The 22,693-nt window shown below is 42.8% G+C and carries 24 protein-coding genes; 13 read left to right on the forward strand and 11 right to left on the reverse strand.

Going from position 1 to position 22,693, the window contains the following annotated elements; genetic code table 11:
* Positions 1–22 precede the first annotated feature (22 nt).
* Both AC4MC0_RS14905 and AC4MC0_RS14910 read right to left on the reverse strand, forming a co-directional pair.
* Entirely contained in the window at positions 23–1,012 is a 990-nt protein-coding gene (locus AC4MC0_RS14905; protein WP_335997658.1) for a hypothetical protein, read from the reverse strand.
* 179 nt (positions 1,013–1,191) lie between these two features.
* Entirely contained in the window at positions 1,192–1,437 is a 246-nt protein-coding gene (locus AC4MC0_RS14910) for a SlyX family protein (RefSeq protein ID WP_104221822.1), read from the reverse strand.
* 35 nt (positions 1,438–1,472) lie between these two features.
* Between AC4MC0_RS14910 and AC4MC0_RS14915 the strand changes: the two genes are divergently transcribed.
* Together AC4MC0_RS14915 and AC4MC0_RS14920 are read left to right on the forward strand one after the other, a co-directional pair.
* The gene (locus AC4MC0_RS14915) at positions 1,473–3,359 is read left to right on the forward strand and encodes an ATP-binding cassette domain-containing protein (protein WP_279739424.1); all 1,887 of its coding nucleotides are present in this window, start codon (positions 1,473–1,475) and stop codon (positions 3,357–3,359) included.
* Positions 3,360–3,604: 245 nt separating this feature from the next.
* Positions 3,605–4,543, forward strand: coding sequence for an LpxL/LpxP family acyltransferase (locus AC4MC0_RS14920; RefSeq protein WP_279739425.1), 939 nt, complete (start codon positions 3,605–3,607; stop codon positions 4,541–4,543).
* Between the two features lie 290 nt (positions 4,544–4,833).
* On the opposite strand, the gene AC4MC0_RS14925 is transcribed toward AC4MC0_RS14920, so the two are convergent.
* Positions 4,834–5,943, reverse strand: coding sequence for an endonuclease/exonuclease/phosphatase family protein (locus AC4MC0_RS14925; RefSeq protein ID WP_201707123.1), 1,110 nt, complete (start codon positions 5,941–5,943; stop codon positions 4,834–4,836).
* 185 nt (positions 5,944–6,128) lie between these two features.
* Here AC4MC0_RS14925 and asd point away from each other — a divergent pair, with 185 nt between their 5' ends.
* From asd to truA, 5 genes are all read left to right on the forward strand, one after another.
* The gene (gene asd, locus AC4MC0_RS14930) at positions 6,129–7,247 is read left to right on the forward strand and encodes an aspartate-semialdehyde dehydrogenase (RefSeq protein WP_004692521.1); all 1,119 of its coding nucleotides are present in this window, start codon (positions 6,129–6,131) and stop codon (positions 7,245–7,247) included.
* Between the two features lie 141 nt (positions 7,248–7,388).
* Positions 7,389–8,756, forward strand: coding sequence for a type IV pilus assembly protein FimV (locus tag AC4MC0_RS14935; protein WP_058868878.1), 1,368 nt, complete (start codon positions 7,389–7,391; stop codon positions 8,754–8,756).
* A gap of 65 nt (positions 8,757–8,821) precedes the next feature.
* On the forward strand, positions 8,822–10,114 hold the full coding sequence (gene fimV / locus AC4MC0_RS14940) for a T4P machinery localization factor FimV (protein ID WP_335997650.1): 1,293 nt from the start codon (positions 8,822–8,824) through the stop codon (positions 10,112–10,114).
* A 49-nt stretch (positions 10,115–10,163) separates the two neighbouring features.
* Complete coding sequence (locus AC4MC0_RS14945) at positions 10,164–11,132, forward strand: asparaginase (RefSeq protein WP_335997648.1); 969 nt, start codon at positions 10,164–10,166, stop codon at positions 11,130–11,132.
* Positions 11,133–11,144: 12 nt separating this feature from the next.
* Positions 11,145–11,942 carry a tRNA pseudouridine(38-40) synthase TruA gene (gene truA / locus AC4MC0_RS14950; RefSeq protein ID WP_335997646.1) on the forward strand — a complete coding sequence of 266 codons (798 nt, stop codon included), beginning with the start codon at positions 11,145–11,147 and terminating at the stop codon, positions 11,940–11,942.
* A gap of 57 nt (positions 11,943–11,999) precedes the next feature.
* Here truA and AC4MC0_RS14955 read toward each other — a convergent pair whose 3' ends face one another.
* On the reverse strand, positions 12,000–13,007 hold the full coding sequence (locus AC4MC0_RS14955) for an AraC family transcriptional regulator (protein WP_335997644.1): 1,008 nt from the start codon (positions 13,005–13,007) through the stop codon (positions 12,000–12,002).
* A 230-nt stretch (positions 13,008–13,237) separates the two neighbouring features.
* On the opposite strand from AC4MC0_RS14955, the gene infA reads away from it, so the two are divergent.
* From infA to AC4MC0_RS14970, 3 genes are all read left to right on the forward strand, one after another.
* Positions 13,238–13,459: a translation initiation factor IF-1 gene (gene infA / locus AC4MC0_RS14960; RefSeq protein WP_004692529.1), complete on the forward strand. Its 222-nt coding sequence runs from the start codon at positions 13,238–13,240 to the stop codon at positions 13,457–13,459.
* A gap of 142 nt (positions 13,460–13,601) precedes the next feature.
* Positions 13,602–13,991 carry a hypothetical protein gene (locus tag AC4MC0_RS14965; protein ID WP_335997642.1) on the forward strand — a complete coding sequence of 130 codons (390 nt, stop codon included), beginning with the start codon at positions 13,602–13,604 and terminating at the stop codon, positions 13,989–13,991.
* 117 nt (positions 13,992–14,108) lie between these two features.
* Entirely contained in the window at positions 14,109–14,537 is a 429-nt protein-coding gene (locus AC4MC0_RS14970) for a hypothetical protein (protein ID WP_234304101.1), read from the forward strand.
* A gap of 54 nt (positions 14,538–14,591) precedes the next feature.
* Here the strand turns inward: AC4MC0_RS14970 and leuB are convergent, their stop codons facing one another.
* The 4 genes from leuB to leuC form a co-directional block, all read right to left on the reverse strand.
* On the reverse strand, positions 14,592–15,671 hold the full coding sequence (gene leuB, locus AC4MC0_RS14975) for a 3-isopropylmalate dehydrogenase (RefSeq protein ID WP_125280802.1): 1,080 nt from the start codon (positions 15,669–15,671) through the stop codon (positions 14,592–14,594).
* Positions 15,672–15,708: 37 nt separating this feature from the next.
* Positions 15,709–16,269 carry a hypothetical protein gene (locus AC4MC0_RS14980; RefSeq protein WP_335997639.1) on the reverse strand — a complete coding sequence of 187 codons (561 nt, stop codon included), beginning with the start codon at positions 16,267–16,269 and terminating at the stop codon, positions 15,709–15,711.
* 99 nt (positions 16,270–16,368) lie between these two features.
* Positions 16,369–17,019, reverse strand: coding sequence for a 3-isopropylmalate dehydratase small subunit (gene leuD, locus AC4MC0_RS14985; RefSeq protein ID WP_335997637.1), 651 nt, complete (start codon positions 17,017–17,019; stop codon positions 16,369–16,371).
* A gap of 21 nt (positions 17,020–17,040) precedes the next feature.
* Entirely contained in the window at positions 17,041–18,474 is a 1,434-nt protein-coding gene (gene leuC, locus AC4MC0_RS14990; protein ID WP_148826790.1) for a 3-isopropylmalate dehydratase large subunit, read from the reverse strand.
* A 495-nt stretch (positions 18,475–18,969) separates the two neighbouring features.
* Between leuC and AC4MC0_RS14995 the strand changes: the two genes are divergently transcribed.
* Positions 18,970–19,206, forward strand: coding sequence for a DUF2061 domain-containing protein (locus AC4MC0_RS14995; protein WP_004692541.1), 237 nt, complete (start codon positions 18,970–18,972; stop codon positions 19,204–19,206).
* Between the two features lie 159 nt (positions 19,207–19,365).
* The gene (locus AC4MC0_RS15000; RefSeq protein ID WP_004692542.1) at positions 19,366–20,223 is read left to right on the forward strand and encodes a LysR family transcriptional regulator; all 858 of its coding nucleotides are present in this window, start codon (positions 19,366–19,368) and stop codon (positions 20,221–20,223) included.
* A 58-nt stretch (positions 20,224–20,281) separates the two neighbouring features.
* Here AC4MC0_RS15000 and AC4MC0_RS15005 read toward each other — a convergent pair whose 3' ends face one another.
* The 3 genes from AC4MC0_RS15005 to AC4MC0_RS15015 all read right to left on the reverse strand — a co-directional run bounded on the left by AC4MC0_RS15005 (position 20,282) and on the right by AC4MC0_RS15015 (position 21,967).
* Entirely contained in the window at positions 20,282–20,788 is a 507-nt protein-coding gene (locus AC4MC0_RS15005) for a DUF2628 domain-containing protein (RefSeq protein WP_176537100.1), read from the reverse strand.
* 70 nt (positions 20,789–20,858) lie between these two features.
* Positions 20,859–21,104 (reverse strand): DUF2789 family protein, encoded by a 246-nt coding sequence (locus tag AC4MC0_RS15010; RefSeq protein WP_004978928.1) that lies wholly within the window; start codon positions 21,102–21,104, stop codon positions 20,859–20,861.
* Positions 21,105–21,316: 212 nt separating this feature from the next.
* A complete protein-coding gene (locus tag AC4MC0_RS15015; RefSeq protein ID WP_005400870.1) occupies positions 21,317–21,967 on the reverse strand; it encodes an HAD family hydrolase in 651 nt (216 codons plus the stop codon).
* Between the two features lie 182 nt (positions 21,968–22,149).
* Here AC4MC0_RS15015 and AC4MC0_RS15020 point away from each other — a divergent pair, with 182 nt between their 5' ends.
* Positions 22,150–22,632, forward strand: a complete 483-nt coding sequence (locus AC4MC0_RS15020) for an RNA pyrophosphohydrolase (protein WP_004692547.1) — start codon at positions 22,150–22,152, stop codon at positions 22,630–22,632.
* Positions 22,633–22,693: the final 61 nt, after the last annotated feature.

Below are 22,693 nucleotides of genomic sequence, written 5' to 3' on the forward strand. Positions count from 1 at the left end.
AACGCAAGTTTGAACGATAAAATTAATTTAAGAACATTTCATGACTATATAGAACTTCGTGTCCATTCCAGTAAATATAGCCTTTATCGAGTAACTCTTTCAGTAACATACGCACATCTGACTTCGGAAACATTTGCTCAAGCAAATCACGTAGCGCATAGATATCTTTGGGTTTATTGGTTTTTAACTCACGCAGTTTTCGTGCGACCTCAAGCTGTACAGGGTCAATCTGTGCAAAGTTTTTAAACAACTCTTGTTGTGCGGACTGCGTATCTACAGTTGGTTCAAGCTTATCCACGACACTGTCTTTTTGCAGTTGCTGTAGCGCTTGTTGCATGCTTTGCGGCTGTGTAATTGGGTCTTGTTCATTCAAATTCAGTGCCAACCACTGCTTCAACACTTTTTTACGAAAGCGAATCTGCTCATCATAGCGTTTGATGATTTTGAGATTAATCAACATCCCTACCACCCGCTGCGTCTTTTCAGGTACGAGTTGCAAAATATTACTTATTGAATTTTTTAGACCGTCCAATGTGTTCGGCTTACCTGACATTTCCCCCAAAGCATCACAATATTTTTTGACCATTTTTAAATAAGGCTGATTTTTGATGCTGTCTAAACTGGGAAGATGACGTTGACTTGGTAACGTTTCAGACTGAATGAAGATCAAATTGCTCTGAATATCCGAAGATTGCATTAAGTCCAAAAGTATTTCTGCTGTATTGACCGCAGAGATAATTTCAACCTGCGTTTCTGGCTCAAGCAAAGCCATTAACTGCCCCACCACCACGGCATATTCGAACTCTTTTTGCTCGGCTTTGGGCGTATCTAAAATCACCACTTGACCACTACTGATCCAAGCAGCCAGTTCCGTCAAATCTTGCATTGCATACTCAAATTGACCTTGGCAATGAAACAAATACAAAGTCGGATAATGCTCCACAATCTCGCGCAACAATTTGGCCGTTGGAACATTATTTTCAAGGTCAAGAAGAACAACTTTTTGAGTCATAGGACAGTTTTTATGGGATGCACCAGAAAGCGGGTATTAGAGTAGGAACTGCATCAAAGGTCAAATGATTTCGTCAGTCAAATTGGGCTTTGAGTTGGGTAAAACAAAAAAAGAGACAAGACTCAGCAATATCTTCACCCCACATCACAGCATTTTTTAGCCCCAGACAGCAAATGAACTTAATAATGTGGCGGACGATCAGCCATCGGGTCAAATGTTGCAATTCCATCAGACAAATCTGAAGATTCAACACGTTGATACAAAAATTGCATTTGTTTTTTTAAATCAGCAATTTCCAGTCCTTGAATCACCAATTGTTCATTGAGCTGTTCAACTAAATCATCTAAAAATGCAATTCGGACTTGCAAATCTTCAATGGGTGCGGACAATGGCGCTTGATTATCAATATTTTGTTGTTTAGACACTTCAAGTCCTCATTTGAGATTTTTCAGGAAACATTATGGCCTATATTACTTTAAGGGATGTCCAACTTGCGTTTGGTGGACCTGCCTTGCTCGACGGCGCGAACTTTTCATTGGAGCGCGGTGAACGAGTGTGTTTAATTGGTCGTAATGGTGAAGGTAAGTCTACTTTACTTAAACTGATCGAGGGAAGTTTATTACCCGATTCTGGTGAAGTTTCTCTGCAAAACGGCATCACCATTTCCATGTTGGCGCAAGATGTGCCGATGGACTCGGGTAAAGTGGCGGATATCGTGGCAGACGGCGCAGGTGAAGCTGCAGATGTGCTCAGAGCCTATCATGAAGCCAGTGATGCTTGTGTATTGGGTGATATGGATGCATGCGACCGTATGGGTAACTTGCAACATAAAATGGATATGTTAGATGGCTGGGCTTTAGAAACCAAAGTCAATTCCATTTTAAGCAAAATGGGCCTAGACCCAGATGCTGATTTGGCTGATTTATCGGGTGGTCGTAAGCGTCGTGTGCTGCTTGCTCGTGCACTCCTCACCCAACCCGATGTGCTATTACTAGACGAACCAACCAACCATTTGGACGTTGAAAGTATTGAATGGTTAGAAAAATTTCTACTCGATCAAAATAATTTAACTTTACTGTTCATCTCGCATGACCGTTCATTTGTTGACAGTATTGCAACTCGTATTGTAGAGCTCGACCGTGGCACTTTGCGCAGTTACGAGGGTAACTATTCACGCTACCTCGAACTAAAAGCAATGCAGATGGAAGCAGAAGAAAAGCAAAATGCTCTTTTTGATAAGCGCTTAGCTGAAGAAGAAGTATGGATTCGCCAAGGGATTAAAGCTCGTCGTACCCGTAACGAAGGTCGTGTTCGCGCCCTAAAAGAATTACGTGAACAATCTAAAGCACGCCGTTCACAACAAGGCAAAGTCAGCATGGCAACGCAAGATGCCAATCGCTCAGGTAAATTGGTCTTCGATATTGAACATCTCAGTGTGGCTTTTGGCAATCAAGAACCTATTATCAAAGACTTCTCTGCATTGGTGCTTCGTGGCGATCGTATTGGTCTCGTCGGTGACAACGGTGTCGGTAAAACTACGCTCATCAAAGCTATTTTGGGTGAGATTGAGCATGGCGGATCAGTCAAAACAGGTACACAGCTTGAAGTGGCTTATTTTGACCAATTACGTAATGCACTTGATCTTGAAAAATCAGTGAAAGATAACGTCTCTGAAGGTTCAGATTTTGTCGATGTCAATGGTAACCGTCGCCACATCTACAGCTATTTACAAGATTTTTTATTCTCACCAGAACGTGCACGTACCCCAGTCAAAGCCTTGTCAGGTGGTGAACGCAACCGTATCTTACTTGCAAAATTATTGCTTAAGCCATCAAATTTAATCGTGATGGATGAGCCGACCAATGACTTAGATATGGTGACTTTAGAGCTTCTTGAAGAAATGCTCGGTGGCTACAAAGGTACATTGTTGTTGATCTCGCATGACCGTGCCTTTATGGACAATGTCGTCACATCAACTTGGGTGTTTGATGGTAAAGGTCATATTGATGAATACATTGGTGGTTATCAAGATTATCTTGAACAGCGTCCAGATGACAAAGTAGTCGATCAAAAAAGTGATGTGAAAAAAGCACTTGCAAAAGCAGATGCTGCGCCTAAAAAAGCCAAACTCAGCTATAAAGATCAGCGTGCGCTTGAACAACTACCTGCCGAAATGGAAGCGCTGGAAAAAGAGCAAGCGGAAATCAATGCCTCACTTGCAGATGGTTCATTATTTATTTCAGATGCAGACAAGGCCATGACGTTGTCAAATCGTTTGACTGAAATTGATGAGCTATTGCTGGAAAAACTGGAACGTTGGGAAGAACTTGAAAATTTAACCAAATAATTTTTCATGAGCTCCATAAAATACTCCGCGCAATGCGGAGTTTTTTATGGAGCTCAGCTGAGGGTGCCCACCACCATCGAGAAGATGTCCATCTCTTCCATTTGGGTACGTTCGTCTACATCATCCAAGCCTGTATAACATCACATTTGAAGAGTTCGAACATCGGGTTGATTCTGAACATTGACCCTTCATTCTTGCTTCATGCTAAACTCGAAACATTCTTTTTTTAGCCTTTATCGCAATTTATGAGTTCGAAGCCAGACTATCAACCCGGTGAATTTCAGTGGTCTTTTCTACATCCCAAATATTGGGGCGTTTGGATTGGTATCGTCTTTCTCATGATATTGGCGATTCTTCCATGGGCAATTCAACACCGACTGGCAACCCTCTTAGGCAACCTCAGTTTTAAATATCTGAAGTCGCGACGTAAAACCACCGTTCGTAATCTGGAGGTGTGTTTCCCTGAATGGCCGGCCCAAGAAGTCCTTGAAAATGCGCGTCTGGTTTTTGTCGATCAAATGCTGGGGGTCTTTGAAACGCTGAATGCGTGGTATAGCCCAAAGTGGTTTACCGGCCGTGTCAGTATTGAAGGTTTAGAACATATTCAAAAAGCACAAGCAGAAGGTAAAGGTGCACTGCTTTTAGGAACCCACTCTACTTTGCTCGATGCGGGTGGTTATCTATGCGCGCAGTATTTTGAACCAGATGTGGTGTATCGCCCACAAAATAATCCGCTGCTGGATATGCTCATCTACCGTTGTCGTGCCACCATTTATGCACATCAAATTGATCATGATGACATGCGTGGCTTGGTCCGAAACTTAAAAAATGGCCATGCCATTTGGTATAGTCCAGATCAAGACTTTGGTTTAAAACAAGGTGTTATGGCGCCATTTTTTGGCATTCCCGCAGCGACCGTTACAGCACACCGTCGTTTATTGAAAATGACCAAAGCCGCAGCCATTCCTCTGTATTTTTATCGTGATGGGGACATTAAAAACCCACAATACAAAGTGTTGATTGAACCTGCGGTCGAAAACTTACCCAGTGAAGATGAAGTCGATGATGCGACACGCGTGAATCAAATTATTGAAAATCAACTCCGTATTGCTCCGACTCAATATATGTGGTTCCACCGTCGCTTCAAAACTCGCCCTGCAGGCTATGACAAGATTTATTCTTAACAAAAAAAGAGCTGCTTAAAAAGTAGAACCCGAGTTCTGCGTCCTGCAAAACTCGGGTACATGAGGTTGTGCTTTCAACGTAATTTTTGTTTTATTCGGTGGCATTCCATACCTACATCATATCCATGATGATTTCCATCAGCTTCAACTTCCATACTGGGATGATCCATTCCCGCTCCATCTGCTGATGAGACTAGAATACGGGGATACCAAATGACTAACCATTCGTCAGATTCCCAAATCCCTGTAAGCCATATCCTACACTGATGAAATCCGAGCGCCCCGTATGTTTACTGGTAATCTTTGGCAATTTTATCTGTAACCTGCTTACCTTCTCGTTCCGCTTTCTCAATTCCATCTTCAATCGCCTCCTGCGCCTCTTGCTCATCGGCTTCGGTTTGCTCTAGCTCTTCTTGTACTTGCTCAAACACCCGACCGGTTTGTAGCACCACATATACGGGGAAATGATCTGAACCAATATGGGATAAACGCTGCATCTGCACTAAGGCAAAATCCGTACTGTGAAAAACATGATCCAGTGACCAGCGCAACAAAGGATAGTCGGCATGAAAAGTGTTAACAAAATGTCGTCCAACTCGGGGGTCTAGCAGCCCACTGATCCGTTGAAAAAGTCGTGTCGTACGCGACCACGCCACGTCATTCAAATCCCCCATCACAATGCAACTTTCATCCAAATCTTTAATCTGATCACCAACTATCAATAATTCAGCATCACGTAAAGTAGAGTCTTTGGCTTCGGTCGGACTTGGCGGTTTCGGGTGTAAGCAGTACAGTTGCACTGCTTGTCCTGACCTTAAAATGACCGTGGCATGAATCGAAGGAATTTCATCGCTCAAAATAAACTTAACGTCAATATCTTTAAGCGCTAAACGACTATACAAATGCATGCCATACAGATTATCCAAAGGCACTGCAACCCGATAGGGATAGTCATCTTCCAGTACACTCAAGGCTTGTTCCCAATGTGCATCCGACTCTAAAGTCAAAATTAAGTCTGGTTGATGTTGACGAATCTGTTGCAGCAATAAGTGATATTGAGTATTGGGCGTTAGTACATTCGACACAATTAAAGAAATCTGGCGTTCTGGCTGTAACTCTGTTTTGGCAACCGTTTTGACCTGCTTTTTCCACACAAAGGTATAAGGCAACACCATTTTGAGTTGATAGGCCACTGCCGCAATTAATCCCAGCAAAATGACTTCACGCATCCAATCCCAAGGTGCATCCCAAATCAACATCAAGATAAATGCAATCAACCCCAACGCCAAAATCTGTAAGCGTGGAAAATCTGCACCTCGAAACCACCATTCATCTCGTGGAATCAGTGACCAGAAGCTTAACCAAATCACAACACATGCCAGCAACTCAACCCAGATCATAGATAGCCACTCTTATATTCTTAATTTTTTGTAGATTCATAAATTAATATCAATTTTGCATGTAACATAAACAAGATATATTGCACAATATAATTGCTGTTTTCATTGTGTAGTGCTTGCAGTTAAGCGCTCTTTTGATACACTCGAATCCCCTTTTAATTTTTAACGCACCGAGGCAAAGTGACATGAAAGTAGGTCTGGTCGGTTGGCGCGGGATGGTTGGTTCCGTCCTTATGCAACGTATGGTTGAAGAGAATGATTTTGCTCATTTCGAGCCATTTTATTTCTCTACCAGTAATGCAGGTGGTGAAGCGCCTGCGTTTGGCGGTAAAACTGCCCCAGCACTTATGGATGCATCAGACATTAACAGTCTGAAGCAAATGGATGTCATTATTACCTGCCAAGGTGGCGACTATACCTCAGAAGTTTTCCCGAAGCTCAAAGCGGAAAACTGGACAGGCTATTGGATTGATGCGGCATCTACACTTCGTATGGAAGATGAAGCCATTATCGTACTTGACCCTGTCAACATGAACGTGATTAAAGATGGTTTAGTGAACGGTACCAAAACATTCGTGGGCGGTAACTGTACAGTTTCACTGATGCTGATGGGCTTAGGCGGTTTATTCCAAAACAATTTAGTGGAATGGGCAACCTCGATGACTTATCAAGCAGCGTCAGGTGCTGGTGCGCAAAATATGCGTGAACTGATCTCTGGTATGGGCTATTTGTACAACAATACCAAAGATTTGTTAGATGACCCACGCTCTCCAATTCTAGATATCGACTCTAAAATTGCGGAATTACAACGTGGCGAAGGTTTCCCTTCAGCAAACTTTGGCGTGCCATTAGCAGGCTCACTCATTCCTTATATCGACAAACAATTAGACAGCGGTCAGTCGAAAGAAGAATGGAAAGGCCAAGTTGAAACCAACAAGATCTTGGGCAACCAGCAAATCGTTCCGATTGACGGTCATTGTGTGCGTATTGGTGCGATGCGTTGTCACTCTCAAGCTTTAACATTAAAGCTGAAGAAAGACGTGCCTCTCGATGAAATCGAAGATATGTTACGTAGCGCAAACCAATGGGCAAAAGTGGTTCCAAATACCCGTGAAGCGTCTATGACTGACTTAACACCTGTGGCTGTAACAGGCACATTAACTGTTCCTGTTGGTCGTCTACGCAAATTGAATATGGGCAAAGAGTACTTAGGTGCTTTCACTGTCGGTGATCAATTGCTTTGGGGTGCTGCAGAACCCTTACGTCGTATGCTCCGCATCCTGATTGACTACAAAAATACTTAAGCATTTACCCGCTAAAGTATTAAGCCGATCACACTTGATCGGCTTTTTTTTGTAACCCTGATGTTAACGTTTTACAAATAACACACAACTCGCTAATCTATAATTTTCGCTTTGCGATCTGTGACCGAGCTAAAGATTAAGATGACCGTAAATAACAAATTAAAGATAGCCATTTTAGCCATTATTGCTTCGCAAAATGTGAATGCGATCACTATTGATCCTATTCAAATTCAGTCTGCATCTGGGGAACTGTTGTATGCAGAATTGAACTTTCACGATGCCGATCCGAATGCTCCCATTCAAGCCAGTCTAGCCAGCGCAGAAGATTTGATGTCTCTTGGTGTCATGCATCAGCCACCCAGTAATCTGAACTTTTTTACCCGTCGTACCAGCGCCAGTACCGGTGTGATTACGATTACTTCTTCACGCCCTTTAACTGAAGCAGAACTGAACATTGTCGTCAAAATCAAAGAAGGCAATGCGGCACGGCTACAACATATTAAAACAGCCAATAAACGCTCAGCAGCACTTCAAGCACGCGCGAATAATAATGAAAAAGCCTTAAAACCGGTGGTGATTGTCAACGAAAAAGATATTGCGCTGAACTTACCTGTCAGCACACAATTCAATAGCTTAAAAACAACAGCTGCGCCGACGACAAACACGACGCCCCTCAAACTCAATAACCATACTCCACCAAGCATGAGTGCGACCGCTATTGCAGCACCAACGCAAGTTATTTCAGTAGCCTCTGCACAAATTGCAGCAGCGGCTCAAACTTCAGCTCCACGTGTTGAACCGATTACGCAAGCAAAAAAATCAGCAGATCCGTTGGTGCAAAAGTATGCAGATTCAGTTCAAAAATCAGATGCACCAATTTCTGCACAGGCCAGCCCACAACCTAGTCCATCGACAGCAAAAACAACACCTGCTGCACCTGCAACTACTGCACGCCAAGCCGCACCTCAAAGTGCCCATGTAGTTCGGTCGAATGAATCTCTCTGGGGCATTGCATCGCGTATTGCTGCTGAAGAAAACCTTCCTGTCGGTGAAGTCATGCAACAAATTAAAGCCAAGAATGAACATGCCTTTATTCAAGGTGACATAAACCGTTTACGTCGTGGTGCTAACCTCAATTTAACGGGCCTACAAACAGCAAAATCAGAGCAAAAAGTCTCCGTTTCATCACTTCCAAAACAAAGCTCACAGCAATCTGGCAAGGCGAAATACCGCCTCAATCAAGCCGAGATGAGCTTGGTGGCAGAGAAAGAGCAAGATTCAAGTCACGGTTCTGCCAAGAAGTCGACAGAAAAGAATCAAACATCAAACGAGTTGTCATTAAAAGTTATGACATCTCGTGAAAAAACCGTTAAATTACAGAGAAACGTAACACAATTAGAAGTGGCACTTAATCAGAAAGATCAGAGAATTCAATTACTAAACGCTCGTCTTGCACAATTGCAACAACAATTGAAAGCACAACAAACTGAGAAAAAGCCAACACACTAAAGTGTTATTTTGATTATTTGATTTTGGATGAACTTGCACAAAGACAAGTTCAAAAGGGGTAAAACATGCTTATTTATGTGATTCCATTTATCTTACTATTGGTTGTTGCCATAGTCTTAAAAAAGCGTGAGGCGAGTAAAGAAGCAGAACCAAAAACTCAAAAAACGGTTGCTGCAAAAAATAAAGCCAAAAAAACCAGTTCGTCTAAAAAATCCCCGCAACAAACTCAAGTCGTTAAAGATGTTGTTGCTAAAAAAGCCACAACACCACTTGCTACAGATCTACGTAATAAAATTGAAGGGCAAATTCGCGACCGTAATTTCTTCTCAGCTGAAGCACAAATCAACCAAGCCCTAAATAAAGATAATTCACAACACGAATTATATTTACTGCTGCTCGATATTCACTTGCTCCAAAAAGATGAGTTTGCCATCAGCCAATTGCTGAATCATTTACGTTCTTTAGAACTAGATGATATTTTGGCGCAAGCAGAAGCCAAAAAATCGGATTACGATCAATTACATCAAAATAGCTCTGACACGATTGAGTTTAAACCAACTGAAATTGCACCATCTGCACCAAAACCTGTAGAAGCAACTAATACTGCTGACTTCGATGCCCTGATGTCATCAAATAATCCTGTGCAGGCTTCTGTTATTGAACCGGTTCAAAACATTAAACCGCTTGATTTTGATGCCTCAGCATTTATCACTACAACAACAGCCGCACCTGAACCGAGCATCGAAGTTCAAAGCTTAGATTTTGATATCTCTAGTTTAAATACTCCAAAAGCAGAACCAGCCAAACCTGCTGAAGAACTTAAACCGCTCGATTTTGGTTCACTCTCTTTAGAAAGCACACCTGCTCAACCAGCAGAAACAGCTGCAGCTGACATCCAACCTTTAGATTTTTCGTTCAATCTCGACACAGCGCCGACAACAGCACCAGAAGCAGAAATTTCGCCGCCTGCTGTAGATGAGCGTCCTGAATTTACATTTGATTTTTCAAGCGAATCTACGACTGAAGCAGCAAAAGACATCCCTGCTTTTTCTTTCGATACGGTTAGTCCAAGTGAAGCGATAATAGAAGAAAAACCAGCAGTTGTTACGCCAAGCCTCAGTTTTAGTCTAGAGTCTACTGCACCTGCCAATACGACGGATCAAAGCGATCCTCTGGTGCAGTCTTTCCCTCAACTGAACGAAGTCAATGAAATACACTTAAACCTTGAATTGGCTGAGCAATACATTCAACTTGGCGCTTTCGAAGCTGCACGTGAAATTTTGGTTGAACAAGAACCAAATTACTCTACGGAACAACGTCAGCAAGTCGAACAGTTGCTGAGTCGCATAGCATCCTAAGCCATTTCGTTTTAAACTAAAGCAGTCATCACCGACTGCTTTTTTTATAATGAAAAAAATTGCGCTTATCTATATGGGTGGAACCTTTGGCTGTATTGGCGAACCCTTACAACCAATGCCTGCCGAAAACTTTATTCCCAAGCTCACACATGTCTTGCCGATTCATCTCGACATTGAATGTTTTATTGCACCTGTCATTAAAGACAGTAGCGCCTGTACGGCTGCAGACTGGTTATTGCTGATTCAGCAGATTCAACAATTGCAACTGCAACAATTCCAGCATTTTGTCGTGATTCATGGCACAGATACCTTAAGCTATGCCAGTGCTGTCGCGGCACACTTTATTGCAGATTCCGCACGTGTGGTTTTCACAGGTAGCCAATATCCATTGCTGAATGTTCAAGGCACAGATACCCGTGAATTTAGCGATGCGATTAGTAATTTGAATTTTGCCTTAGATGCAGTGATGAAAGATCCTGTCGGAGTGTATCTAGCTTTCCATCAACAGGTATTGCATGCGCAAACCGCGTTAAAACGACATACCACAGAACTGGATGCTTTTACAGGCGTCATGGCTGAACAGCCGATTCCACATAGCTTAAAAACACACATAGTACAAACAGGTGATGTAGAACAATCCCACCAGTTCAATTGCCTCAACCTGATGATGCAACCTGTTGCCTTAGCGCAACAATTGCAGAATTTGAAAAACCTGCTTACAGCCCCACCACATTTCCTCATTTTGCAAGGTTTTGGAACGGGTAATTTAGCTGTGAATGCCAAGTTGATAGCACTTTTCGATGAATTTTACGCACAAGGCTGTGTTGCTATCTTAAGCACCCAAGTCCCTTTCGGCCGTACTGATCAGCGTTATGCAGTTGCCGCGTGGACAACTCAGGCCAAAATAATTGTTAGTGATTGCCTCGGGCACGCAGATCTGTATGCCAAAGCCCTTAAAATGTATTTACAATACCCCACCGCTGAAGCACGCTTCGGCCATTGGCATGATTTGGGTTAATTTGAGGTACATATGCAACGTTTTGCGATCGGCATTGAGTTTTGTGGAACACACTATCGTGGTTGGCAATCCCAGCAAACAGGTGTGATCAGCGTACAAGAGACGATTGAAAAAGTACTCTCTAAAATTGCCAATGAACCGATTAGCTTACATGGTGCAGGTCGTACCGATGCTGGCGTCCATGCCACCAATATGGTGGCGCATTTTGATAGCTCGGCACTTCGTTCAGAGCGCGGTTGGTTGATGGGTAGCAACAGCCAACTGCCAAAAGATATCTCGATCCAATGGATTAAAGCGATGGATCAAGACTTTCATGCACGCTTCAAAGCGCAGGCACGTCGTTATCGTTATGTGGTCTATAACCACCCGCAACGCCCTGCTCTTATGTATAAACAAGTCACACATGCCTATTATGCGCTAGATGTGGCAAAGATGATGCAAGCCGCGCAAAAGTTCGAAGGCACGCATAACTTTGAAAGCTTCCGTGCAGCCGCATGCCAATCCAATCAACCTGTGCGCCATGTCAGCCATTGTCGCTTAATTCAACATGGTCCATATTTGGTACTCGACATTCAGGCCGATGGCTTCTTGCACCATATGGTCCGCAATATCATGGGCTGCTTACTGGAAATTGGTCAAGGTATGTATGAAGTCGAGCATATTGAAGCTATTTTCGCAGCAGAAGACCGCAAAGCCGCAGGCATTACAGCCCCTCCTGATGGGCTGTATTTCATTCATGCCGACTATCCAGTACAGTTTGAGCTACCAAAGCAGCCGCTTGGGCCGCACTGGCTCAATATGCCTGAATAATTTATTTTTGAATCCTCCCCCTAGCCTGCTTTTTCAAAGAAGGCTAGGGGGGATTTCTTAACGCTGCTTACGCTTGCGATATTCCACTGGGGTTTCATTGGTCCAGCGTTTAAATGCACGATAGAAGGTACTTGGCTCAGAAAAGCCCGTCAAATACACGATACGCTCTACACTTTCAGCCGTATTGGCCAAAAGTTTTTTCGCCAACCGGCAGCGATAATCAGACAAAATTTGCTGGAAGCTAGTATTCGCCTCACTAAGCTGTGTGCGTAAACGTCTTGGGGTAATACTGAGCTGAGAAGCCACTGTTTCAAGTGTGGTTTCGCCACTTTCTAAGGTTGAACCTATCGCGCGACGCACCTCACCCACCAAATCATAGCGGGCTAATTCTTGAAGTTTTTCAATCGCTAACTGCTCATGCAGTTGCAATAATTCAGGTTCCGCCTGCCACAACGGATAAGCCAAAATACTTGGGTCAAAATATAAGCGGGTTTCTTTTTGCCCTAGACTAACAGGGCACTCATATACGCGGAAATACTCATCATCAAACGCGCCTTTACTGAAGTTAAAATCAATATAGATCGGTTCAAAGCGCCCTTCAGTAATAAATTTAAAGAACCGTAAAATACCGGACATTGCACATTCAGAAAAATGTCGATTGACCAAATTTTCAGCCCAAGGTTGTTCCCCATTGGTCAAATAACACCGGTCATCTTCAATCACCAACTTGGCATGAAAGGCATCACTGATCAAGCGCTGATAAGCCAAAGCGCGTTTCAAACCCTCACCAAAGTTTTCCGATGAAATAAACAAATGCTCAATCACTTGGCCACGGTATAAAGGCAGATTTTCACCCAAATGTAGACCGATGTCTGGATCTCGGCTCACCTCTTCTGCCGCCACCCAAAAAGCGTATTGTGCGCTCAAAGGCGTACGCTCATTGGTTTCCATCTGATTTAATGCAACACCAGCCTTTGTTAAAATTTCTTCTGTTGGCAACCCTGAACGACGAATCGCTTGGTAGCCTAATCGCAAGACAATCGATGCATCAGTTAGCTGACCCACGCTAGAACCTTCCTTGTATGTTCTTCATTTATACATAAAACATTAAAATTAGATTAACTGCGATTGACCGAACTGACAACAACTTATACAGTTTTTTTGTTGAAAATATTTATTCCTCTTGTTCGCTTATTTTACTGACAGATGATCAGGCAACCGCCCATTCCGCCTTGTTTTATGCAAAAAAATTGACTATAATTTGCGCCTTTCCAATTTATTCATTCAGGTAGGCTATGGCCAATAAAGAGGAACTCATCGAGTTCGAAGGCGTTGTCACCGAGACGCTTCCTAATACTATGTTTCGTGTACGTTTAGAAAACGGTCATGAAGTGATTGCTCACATCTCTGGTAAAATGCGTAAACACTATATTCGTATTTTGACTGGCGACAGTGTTAAAGTAGAAATGACACCTTATGATTTGTCTAAGGGTCGTATCACTTATCGTGCGCGCTAAGTTTTAGCGAAGCGAAAAAGCCACTTTTTAAGTGGCTTTTTTAATGTCTGCGCTCAGACTAAAACGTTATGAATCAACTATATTCCAAGCAAAAATCAAACTATAATTAAATGAGATAACAACCTAATACGCCAAAACAATAATGAAGACGACTTCAACGAAGCTCGCTATTTTACTGTTCCCAATGCTATGTGTTGCTTGCGCCACAACAAGCCAAACTCAGCTCAACCAAACCTTACAACACTATATCGGACAATCGTCAGATCAAGTTCAAAACCAATTCAACCTCAATAGCATGGGCTATAAAGTGCTCGGTGCTCCTGTACATACCCCAGAGAAACTGACCTACACTCTGTTACGTAATATGCCTATTCCGATGGGAACCCCCAACCTTGGAACCAGTGTCAGTATGGGTGCGCCCATTCCAACACCTTCCAGCGGTAGCCTGAATATTGAAATGAAATGTAAAATTGAGTTCAGACTGCATGATGATCTTGTGGAATCTATTCACTACATCGGCAAAGCGTGTTAACGGCTGCGTTATGTTGAGTCGCCTACATACCGTTTATCTCAAATTACTCGAAACATACTCAAACGAACGTTCAGATATACAATACTAAAAGGGTCTTTCTCTGCTTAGGGGATGATCATGAAGCCCTTTATTGTCAGTTGTTTTAGTTCCATATGTTTCTTACTCCTTCAAGCTTGTAGCAGCTCTCCAGCACAACACCAGACCGTCGTTTCACCCGCTAAAATTGCGCTCCCCGACTATTTAGAACAATATATCGGCCAAGATGTATCGAGCATTCGGCGCGAACTCAACTTACGTCAGCTCGGTTATGAAACCTTAGGTGCGCCGATTCAAACACCAAACCAACTGAGTTATACCATTGTCAGACGGATTCAAATTCCAACCCCTATGCCCACTATGCGTAGTGACAGCAGTGTCGGTGCGATTCCTATTCCCACACATACACCATTTTATGATGTTCAGTTAGAGTGCCAAGTCCACTTTTTATTAAAAGATAATATTGCACAATCAATTCAATATCGAGGCAAAGCCTGCAAAGGTTATTAAATTTTGGGCATAAAAAAACGCAGCGGATGGCTGCGTTTTCAAATTATTTTTGGCTTACTTCAGTGCAGCCACAACCGCCTGCCCCATTTCCGCAGTACCCACTTTGCTCATGCCTTCAGACATGATATCAGCGGTACGCAAGCCTTGATCTAGGACATTGCCTACTGCATCTTCAATCGCTTGAGCAGCAGCTTCTTCACGGAAGGTATAACGCAACATCATAGCTACCGAAAGAATAGTGGCTAATGGGTTGGCAATATTTTGTCCTGCGATATCGGGCGCCGAACCATGACATGGCTCATACATCCCTTTCGCATTTTCATCTAAGGATGCTGATGGCAACATTCCAATTGAACCTGTCAACATCGCGGCTTCATCAGACAAGATGTCACCAAATAAGTTACCTGTCACAATCACGTCAAACTGTTTAGGCGCACGCACCAACTGCATTGCAGCATTGTCGACATACATATGCGACAAGTTAATGTTTGGATAGTCAGCTTCTTTCATCGCCGTTACGGTTTGCTTCCAAAGTTCAGTCACTTCAAGGACGTTGGCTTTATCAACAGAACAGACTTTTCCGCCACGTAAACTGGCCATTTCAAAAGCTACTTTCGCAATACGCTTAATTTCAGACTCAGCATAAACGTCGGTGTTAAAACCTTGTTTTTCACCATTCTCAAGTTCACGAATCCCCCGTGGCTGACCGAAATAAATCCCGCCAGTTAATTCACGAACGATGAGAATATCAAGACCTGCTACAATTTCAGGCTTCAAGCTTGATGCATCTGCCAATTGCGGATACAAAATAGCTGGACGTAAGTTCGCGAATAAATTTAATTCACTACGAATTTTTAACAAACCACGCTCTGGACGGATCGAACGCTCAATGTTGTCCCACTTCGGACCACCCACTGCACCGAGTAAAATCGCATCTGCATTTTTGGCTTGTGCCGCAGTCACATCTGGATAAGGTGAACCGTGTGCATCAATGGCAGCCCCACCGAGTAGGCCCTGTTCCCACGTTAAACCTAAATTGAATTGATCATTAACTCGTGTAAGTACCTGTTCTGCGGCTTTTACAATTTCAGGACCAATGCCGTCACCAGCCAAAATCAAAATATGTTTAGACATGAAATATTCCATTGTTGGTGAGTTCTGACTCACACGATTAAAGTTTTTGTTCTACAAACTCGCCCAAGCCATTTAAGACATTGTAAGGTTTGCAAAAACGACGAATTGTTCTTTGGTTTTGCTTTAAATCGACACATAAAGGGTCAGGTGCAGACATATTCAACAAGCTTCCCTGATGTCGACTGCGTGCACGGAACATTCTAAAGGTGTAGCGTTCCGCAGGCTTAAAACGATGAATGACATGCAGCGTTTCAGCGCGATCGACCGAAACAGGATAGAAGCGAATCACCAGTTCATGTTGCCCCGCTGGCACTGACAGAAACAAGGCATTCGCTTCATTCAAATCATCTCGTTTTAGACGCACGACCTGCTCTCGAATGGCCTCACGGCTAACACGATGATTGTCTGCATCCACAATTTTGATCTGATTCCATCGTTCAAATTCGCAGCTCACCGTACCAGTACAGTAAAGCTGCGCATTATTTTTACTCGCTGGGGTATCCTGAATCCGCTTTATGCTTGCCGTATTCATACTTTGGCAGGCAGTTAATGTTCCCACCAACGCCAGTAGAGCGATACGACTGTAACTCGTCACCATTGTTCAAGCCCAACCTTTACCAGTAGCAAAACGTTTAAAATTCTTTTGCTCGATATTAACAAGAGATGGCCCCAAGCACTAGATGCATCGAATTTTCAATTAAGCATGAATTTCAGCAAACACCCACGGACGTGATGCTTTGGTCTTTTCTTCATAGGCTTTGATGTCATCTGCAACCTGTAAAGTTAACCCAATATCATCCAAACCATTTAACAAACAGTGCTTACGAAATGGATCGACTTCAAATGTGAAGGCTTCACCCGATGGTGTACGCACTTCTTGCGCGCCCAAATCAATCGTTAGCTGATAACCTTCTGTCTCTGCACATTCTTTGAAAAGTTGATCAACAATCTCTTCAGACAAAATCACAGGCAACATGCCATTTTTGAAACTATTATTAAAGAAAATGTCGGCATAGCTGGGTGCAATCACAGTACGGAAACCATATTCTTCCAATGCCCACGGCGCATGTTCGCGGCTTGAACCACAACCAAAGTTCGCACGAGAAATTAAGATGCTGGCCCCTTGGTAACGTGGCTGATTCAATGCAAAATCAGGGTTTTTAGGACGTTTGGAATTGTCTTGTCCCAAAAAACCTTCATCTAAATAACGCAATTCATCAAATAAGTTTTCACCAAAACCCGTTCGTTTAATGGATTTCAAAAACTGTTTTGGAATGATCAAGTCTGTATCGACATTGGCACGGTCTAAAGGTGCAACGATACCCTGTTCAACGGTATATTTTTTCATGTCTATGCTCCCAAGCCCGAATTAAAATGAACGCACATCGACAAAGTGACCTGCAATCGCTGCTGCGGCTGCCATTGCTGGGCTCACCAAATGCGTACGCCCGCCATTGCCCTGACGACCTTCGAAGTTACGGTTAGAGGTCGATGCACAGTGCTCACCGGGTTGTAATTTGTCTGCATTCATGGCTAAACACATTGAACAACCTGGCTCACGCCATTCAAAGCCAGCTTCAATCAAAACTTTGTCTAAGCCTTCAGCTTCTGCTTGAGCTTTGACTAAACCAGACCCTGGAACCACCATGGCTTGTTTAATGGTACTTGCCACTTTTTTGCCTTTGGCAACTTCAGCCGCGGCACGAATATCTTCAATTCGAGAGTTGGTACATGAACCAATAAAAACACGGTCTAACTGAATATCTGCCAACGCCTGACCTGCGGTTAAACCCATGTAGCTATAAGCACGCGTCCAATCATTGCGTTGCACTTCATCTTTGGCTTGTTCTAAAGTTGGTACAGCTTGAGTCACTGGAATCACCATTTCAGGCGATGTACCCCAAGACACTTGTGGCTCAATCTCTTCACCTTGCAATACAACTACTGTGTCAAAATGCGCATCTGCATCCGAATGTAAGGTATTCCAATACGCAACTGCAGCATCCCACTGTGCGCCCTGTGGTGCATATGGACGGTCTTTAACATAGGCAATGGTTTTGTCATCGACAGCGACCATACCCACACGTGCGCCGCCTTCAATCGCCATATTACACACCGTCATACGACCTTCGATCGACATATCACGGAAGACTTGACCACCAAATTCGATCGCGTGACCTGTACCACCCGCAGTACCAATTTTACCAATGATGGCTAAAACCACATCTTTCGGTGTTACGCCCTGACCCAATTGACCATCAACACGCACCAACATGTTTTTCATCTTCTTTTGAACCAAGCATTGGGTTGCCAATACATGCTCCACTTCAGATGTCCCAATCCCGTGCGCTAAACAGCCAAATGCACCATGTGTTGCCGTATGAGAGTCTCCACACACCACCGTCATACCCGGTAAAGTCAAACCTTGCTCAGGCCCGACCACGTGTGCAATTCCTTGACGGACATCATTAATGTCAAACTGCACCACATTAAAGGTTTTACAGTTGTCGTCTAAGGTTTGAACTTGGATACGTGAAGTATCATCTTCAATACCTGCGATTCCTTCCGAACGCTCTTTGGTCGATGTTGGAACGTTATGATCAGGGGTTGCCACATTCGCACTTAAACGCCATGGTTTACGACCCGCAAGTTGTAAACCTTCAAAGGCTTGCGGAGAAGTCACTTCATGTAATAAATGACGGTCGATATAGAGTAAAGCCGAGCCATCGTCGCGTTGTTTTACTAAGTGGTCATCCCACAATTTGTCATACAATGTTTTTGCTTGTTGGTTTTCGCCTGCCATGTCGATTGACTCCACTGGACTGGGTAATTCTTTCATTAAAATCGATTATAGCGACGATTTCACATAAATCTAATTTATCATTTTTATTAATTTAGAAACTTTTTGGAATTATTTTAAATTCATACCTCTTTGTTTCAATCCCTTTGATGACAAGCCCTCACCGCTGGTTTTAATTCAAGCGCTATAGCCTAATTATCAACCTATTGTAGGCCTCGCAGTATATGTCTCTGCTCAGCCATGCAAGGTTTATCCCCTCTAGACCGATGCTTTTGAAGTCCCCCTTCGTTGATGTGAATAGAAAGACAGCGACCTATGCATAGACTAAAGAGTGAAATCTACAGAAGCTTGTTTTCTCAAGTCAAACATCCCAAACAATCTACTCCGTCTCCTTGCATTCAAAAGCCCAATCACGAGCAATTAAAATTTCATTTTGACTTTATTAATGATAATAATTACTATTTACAAATGAAAAGCATTATTGAGAGGGTATTTATCATGGCGAACATTCAGAAATTTGTAGCGAACAATCAGCGCATATTCAAAAAAACCCTAAGCTATTACATCATGCACATTACTGTGGCCATGATTGTGGCTTACTTTGTCACAGGTAACTTATGGATGGCGGTCACCCTCAGCTTATTAGAACCAACCGTTCAAGCCTTCGCATTCTTTTTCCATGAACGTATTTGGGAGAAAAAGAACCGTACTACCGAAGAAAATATTCCTGCTTAAGCCCTTATATCAAGCGCCCTCTCAACTCTCCAAAAGATCACATCAAGTGATCTTTTTTATTTCAGTTCAGATCCAATAAGCTCCCGTTCATTTTAAAGATCGCAATTCATATAAAATTATTTTATAATTTAATTATACTTTCATAACTAGATTATCCTTATGAATCTTGCAGCCTTCGAAGCTTTTGTAAAAGTCATGGAAACCGGCTCTATTTCTTTAGCCGCAGATCAACTCTTCATTACGCAACCTGCTGTAACCAAACGTATTCATAGTTTAGAAGAATATTTTGGTGTGAAACTTTTTGAGTCTGCTGGTCGTGGTGTACAAGCCACACATGCCGCGCATTCACTGCTGCCTAAAGTCAAAAACTGGCTCAATGAACTGGGTGACATTCATCACACCTTGAGTCATGAACAAGGCATGGTCCAAGGCAAACTCAAAATTGGCACCAGTCACCATATTGGTTTACATCACTTGCCGAGCCATTTGCGTAGCTATGTGCAAAGCTTTCCAAATGTCACCTTAGATGTGCACTTTGTCGACTCCGAGCAAGCGCATGAAAAAGTACTGGCTGGCGACTTAGAATTGGCTTTTTTAACGCTTCCACCCAAACTCGATGAACGTTTGCAGTACGTCACCATTTGGGAAGATCCTTTAGTTTTTGTAGCAGCGCCATTTCATCCGCTGGCACAAATGCAAAACTTACAACTCGAAGACCTGATTCAGTACCCAAGTTTATTGCCTGCATCACAAACCTATACCAGCCAAATCACACTAGCAGAGTTTGAAAAACAAGGGCTGAAACCTAAAATCACCATGAGCAATAATCCACTCGAATCGATTCGTATGTTGGCATCGATTGGACTGGGTTGGTCAGTGCTTCCAAAAACGATGATTAACCAAGACCTACAGCAGTTGAATGTGAAGTTCGAAATGAACCGTCAACTTGGTATGGTTTGGCATCCGGGCAGAACCCAATCTCGTGCGGTGCAAGAGCTGATTGCAATGATGAACTAAGCTTTACAAGCATTAAAAAACCATCCACAAGGATGGTTTTTTATTTTGCGCGGGCGAATTAAGAAGCACTAATAGCCAGTGCAACCAGCCCAAGCCAAATCACCAGCAAGATCGAACCTGCTACGATATTTGTACCCCCACGATTTTCTAATTCCGTATTGACGTTGCTATTTCCAAATTGGCGAATTTTGGCAATCTGCTGATCGACATGATGCTTATACAAGGTCTTCCCAAACATTCCAAATGCTACGGCCAAGCCAATATTTGCACCAGAACTTTCAATCCCCAAAAGTATTTCAACCATCCCTATGACCACAATCAAACCAATGGCCATAAAGCCATAACTGTAGATTTTTCGATAAAATAACCAGACCACACCTAAGAAAAAGTCGGCAATATTAAAACCTGCATATTGTTTCCTTGGCGTGATTTTTTCAAATTGAGCTTGATAGTAAGACTCATATTTCACACCTATAAACAGGGCACGATCTTGTTCCAATTGATTAACTGAAGCTACAGAATCTAAAGACGTAGAGTCAGGAAAAGCTTGATGATCGAGAGACATAAATTTCTACTTTTATCTTATTTTTATCAAGAGAGGCAAAGCTTTGATGCTCAGCCTCTTTGAGTTCTACTTATTTTTGGATCAGTGAATCTTCATGCAGGGATTCATTCAACTGGTCTACAATAATGGCCCATTCACCGTCCGATTTAATTTTTTCTGCCAAAAACTGACGTTGCGCTTCAGTCCAATACTCTGCGTCAACAATCGTGGTTTGTGCATTGAGCTGATGCGTTACAATAAACAAGGCGATGGCCTCTTCACTCGCATCTAAACCGAGTTGCTCAAACAGGTGGGTCATTCTTGGTCGTACACTCATATTTTTCTCCACGCTTATGTTCTAATTTTTCATAGTCAAAATAGTTTTAGCCAAGGTTCAACATAGCATATTTGGTTAATTTGCCAAGATCAGCCCACCTATAGCCCGATATTTTATTATCGCTTTACGCACTTTTCATTTTTGACATCGATGCCTTTCAAATAAAAAAGACTGCCCGAAAGCAGCCTTTTCAAACAACTAAAGACAGATACTTAAATCGACCAGTCTTGGATTTCCCATGCCTGCTCTTTAGCCAATGCTTCTAGGCGGTCATCTGGATTGACGGCAATGGCATGGTCAGCATATTCAAGTAAAAAGCGATCATTGATGGAATCTGAATACGCCCAAGACTCGCTAACATCACGCCCTGCAAGCCATTGATCTAAACGCGTCAATTTGCCTTTTTGATAGCATGGTGTATTGATCACTTTGCCCGTGTATTTACCCTCAACCACTTCAGCATTGGTCGCAATAATTTCACTAATCCCAAACTCACGGAAAATTGGTGCGGTAATAAAATCAGAGGTTGCGGTAATGCCAACCAAAGCATGTCCAGCATCGCGGTGCTTTTCAATGGCTGCAAAACCTTCGGGACGCATTTGCGGGCGAATCACTTTGTGCATGAATAGTTCATGCAGTTCAGTCAGGTAGGTATTGTCATGTTGAGTTAAAAATTCAAATACAAATTCATTATAGGCAATCGGGTCGAGCTGCCCTGCTTTGTAGTCTTCATAAAATTTATCGTTCATGGCGCGATGGCGAACTGGGTCGACCAAGCCTTCATTCACCAAAAACTCTCCCCAAGAATGATCTGAATCAGTGTTTAACAAGGTGTGATCGAGATCAAATAGCGCCAATTTCATGAAAATACTCGTAAAAACTGAAATTTAAGAAAAAATTTGTAAATCTATCTCCGCTAGTCGATAGAAATTCGTTAAGATCATAGCAATTTTAACATTTTTAAACTTTGCTTTTTTCGAGTTGGATACAGAAATAAAAATCCCCGATCGCAAAGTCATAAATTACACAATATTTAGGTAGCCAAATGATCGATTCGGAAGGTTTCCGACCCAATGTCGGGATCATTTTGGCAAACGAGTTTGGACAAGTTTTATGGGCAAAACGCATTGGACACAATGCTTGGCAATTTCCACAAGGAGGTATCCAATATGGAGAAACCCCTGAACAGGCACTTTATCGTGAGCTGAGAGAAGAAGTTGGCTTACTGCCCGAACACGTCCAAATTGTAGCGCAAACTAAAGGTTGGCTGCGTTATCGTTTGCCGCACCGATACATTCGTACAGATTCCGATCCCGTATGTATTGGACAAAAACAAAAGTGGTTTTTACTCAAACTCACTGCTCCCGCTCAGAACATTCGTTTGAATTTGTCTGATCCGCCTGAGTTTGACCAATGGCAGTGGGTCAGTTATTGGTACCCGCTGGGACAAGTTGTAAATTTTAAACGCGATGTATACCGCAAAGCGATGGTGGAGCTGTGCAATCAGCTCCCTCAAAAAAAGCCTTAAAAAATCTAGACGTCCTACAGATTTTTTAAGGATCTCTTGTTATAAATAAGTTGGACGCACA

This window comes from Acinetobacter sp. CAU_H_S139_7 (genome assembly GCF_058599305.1).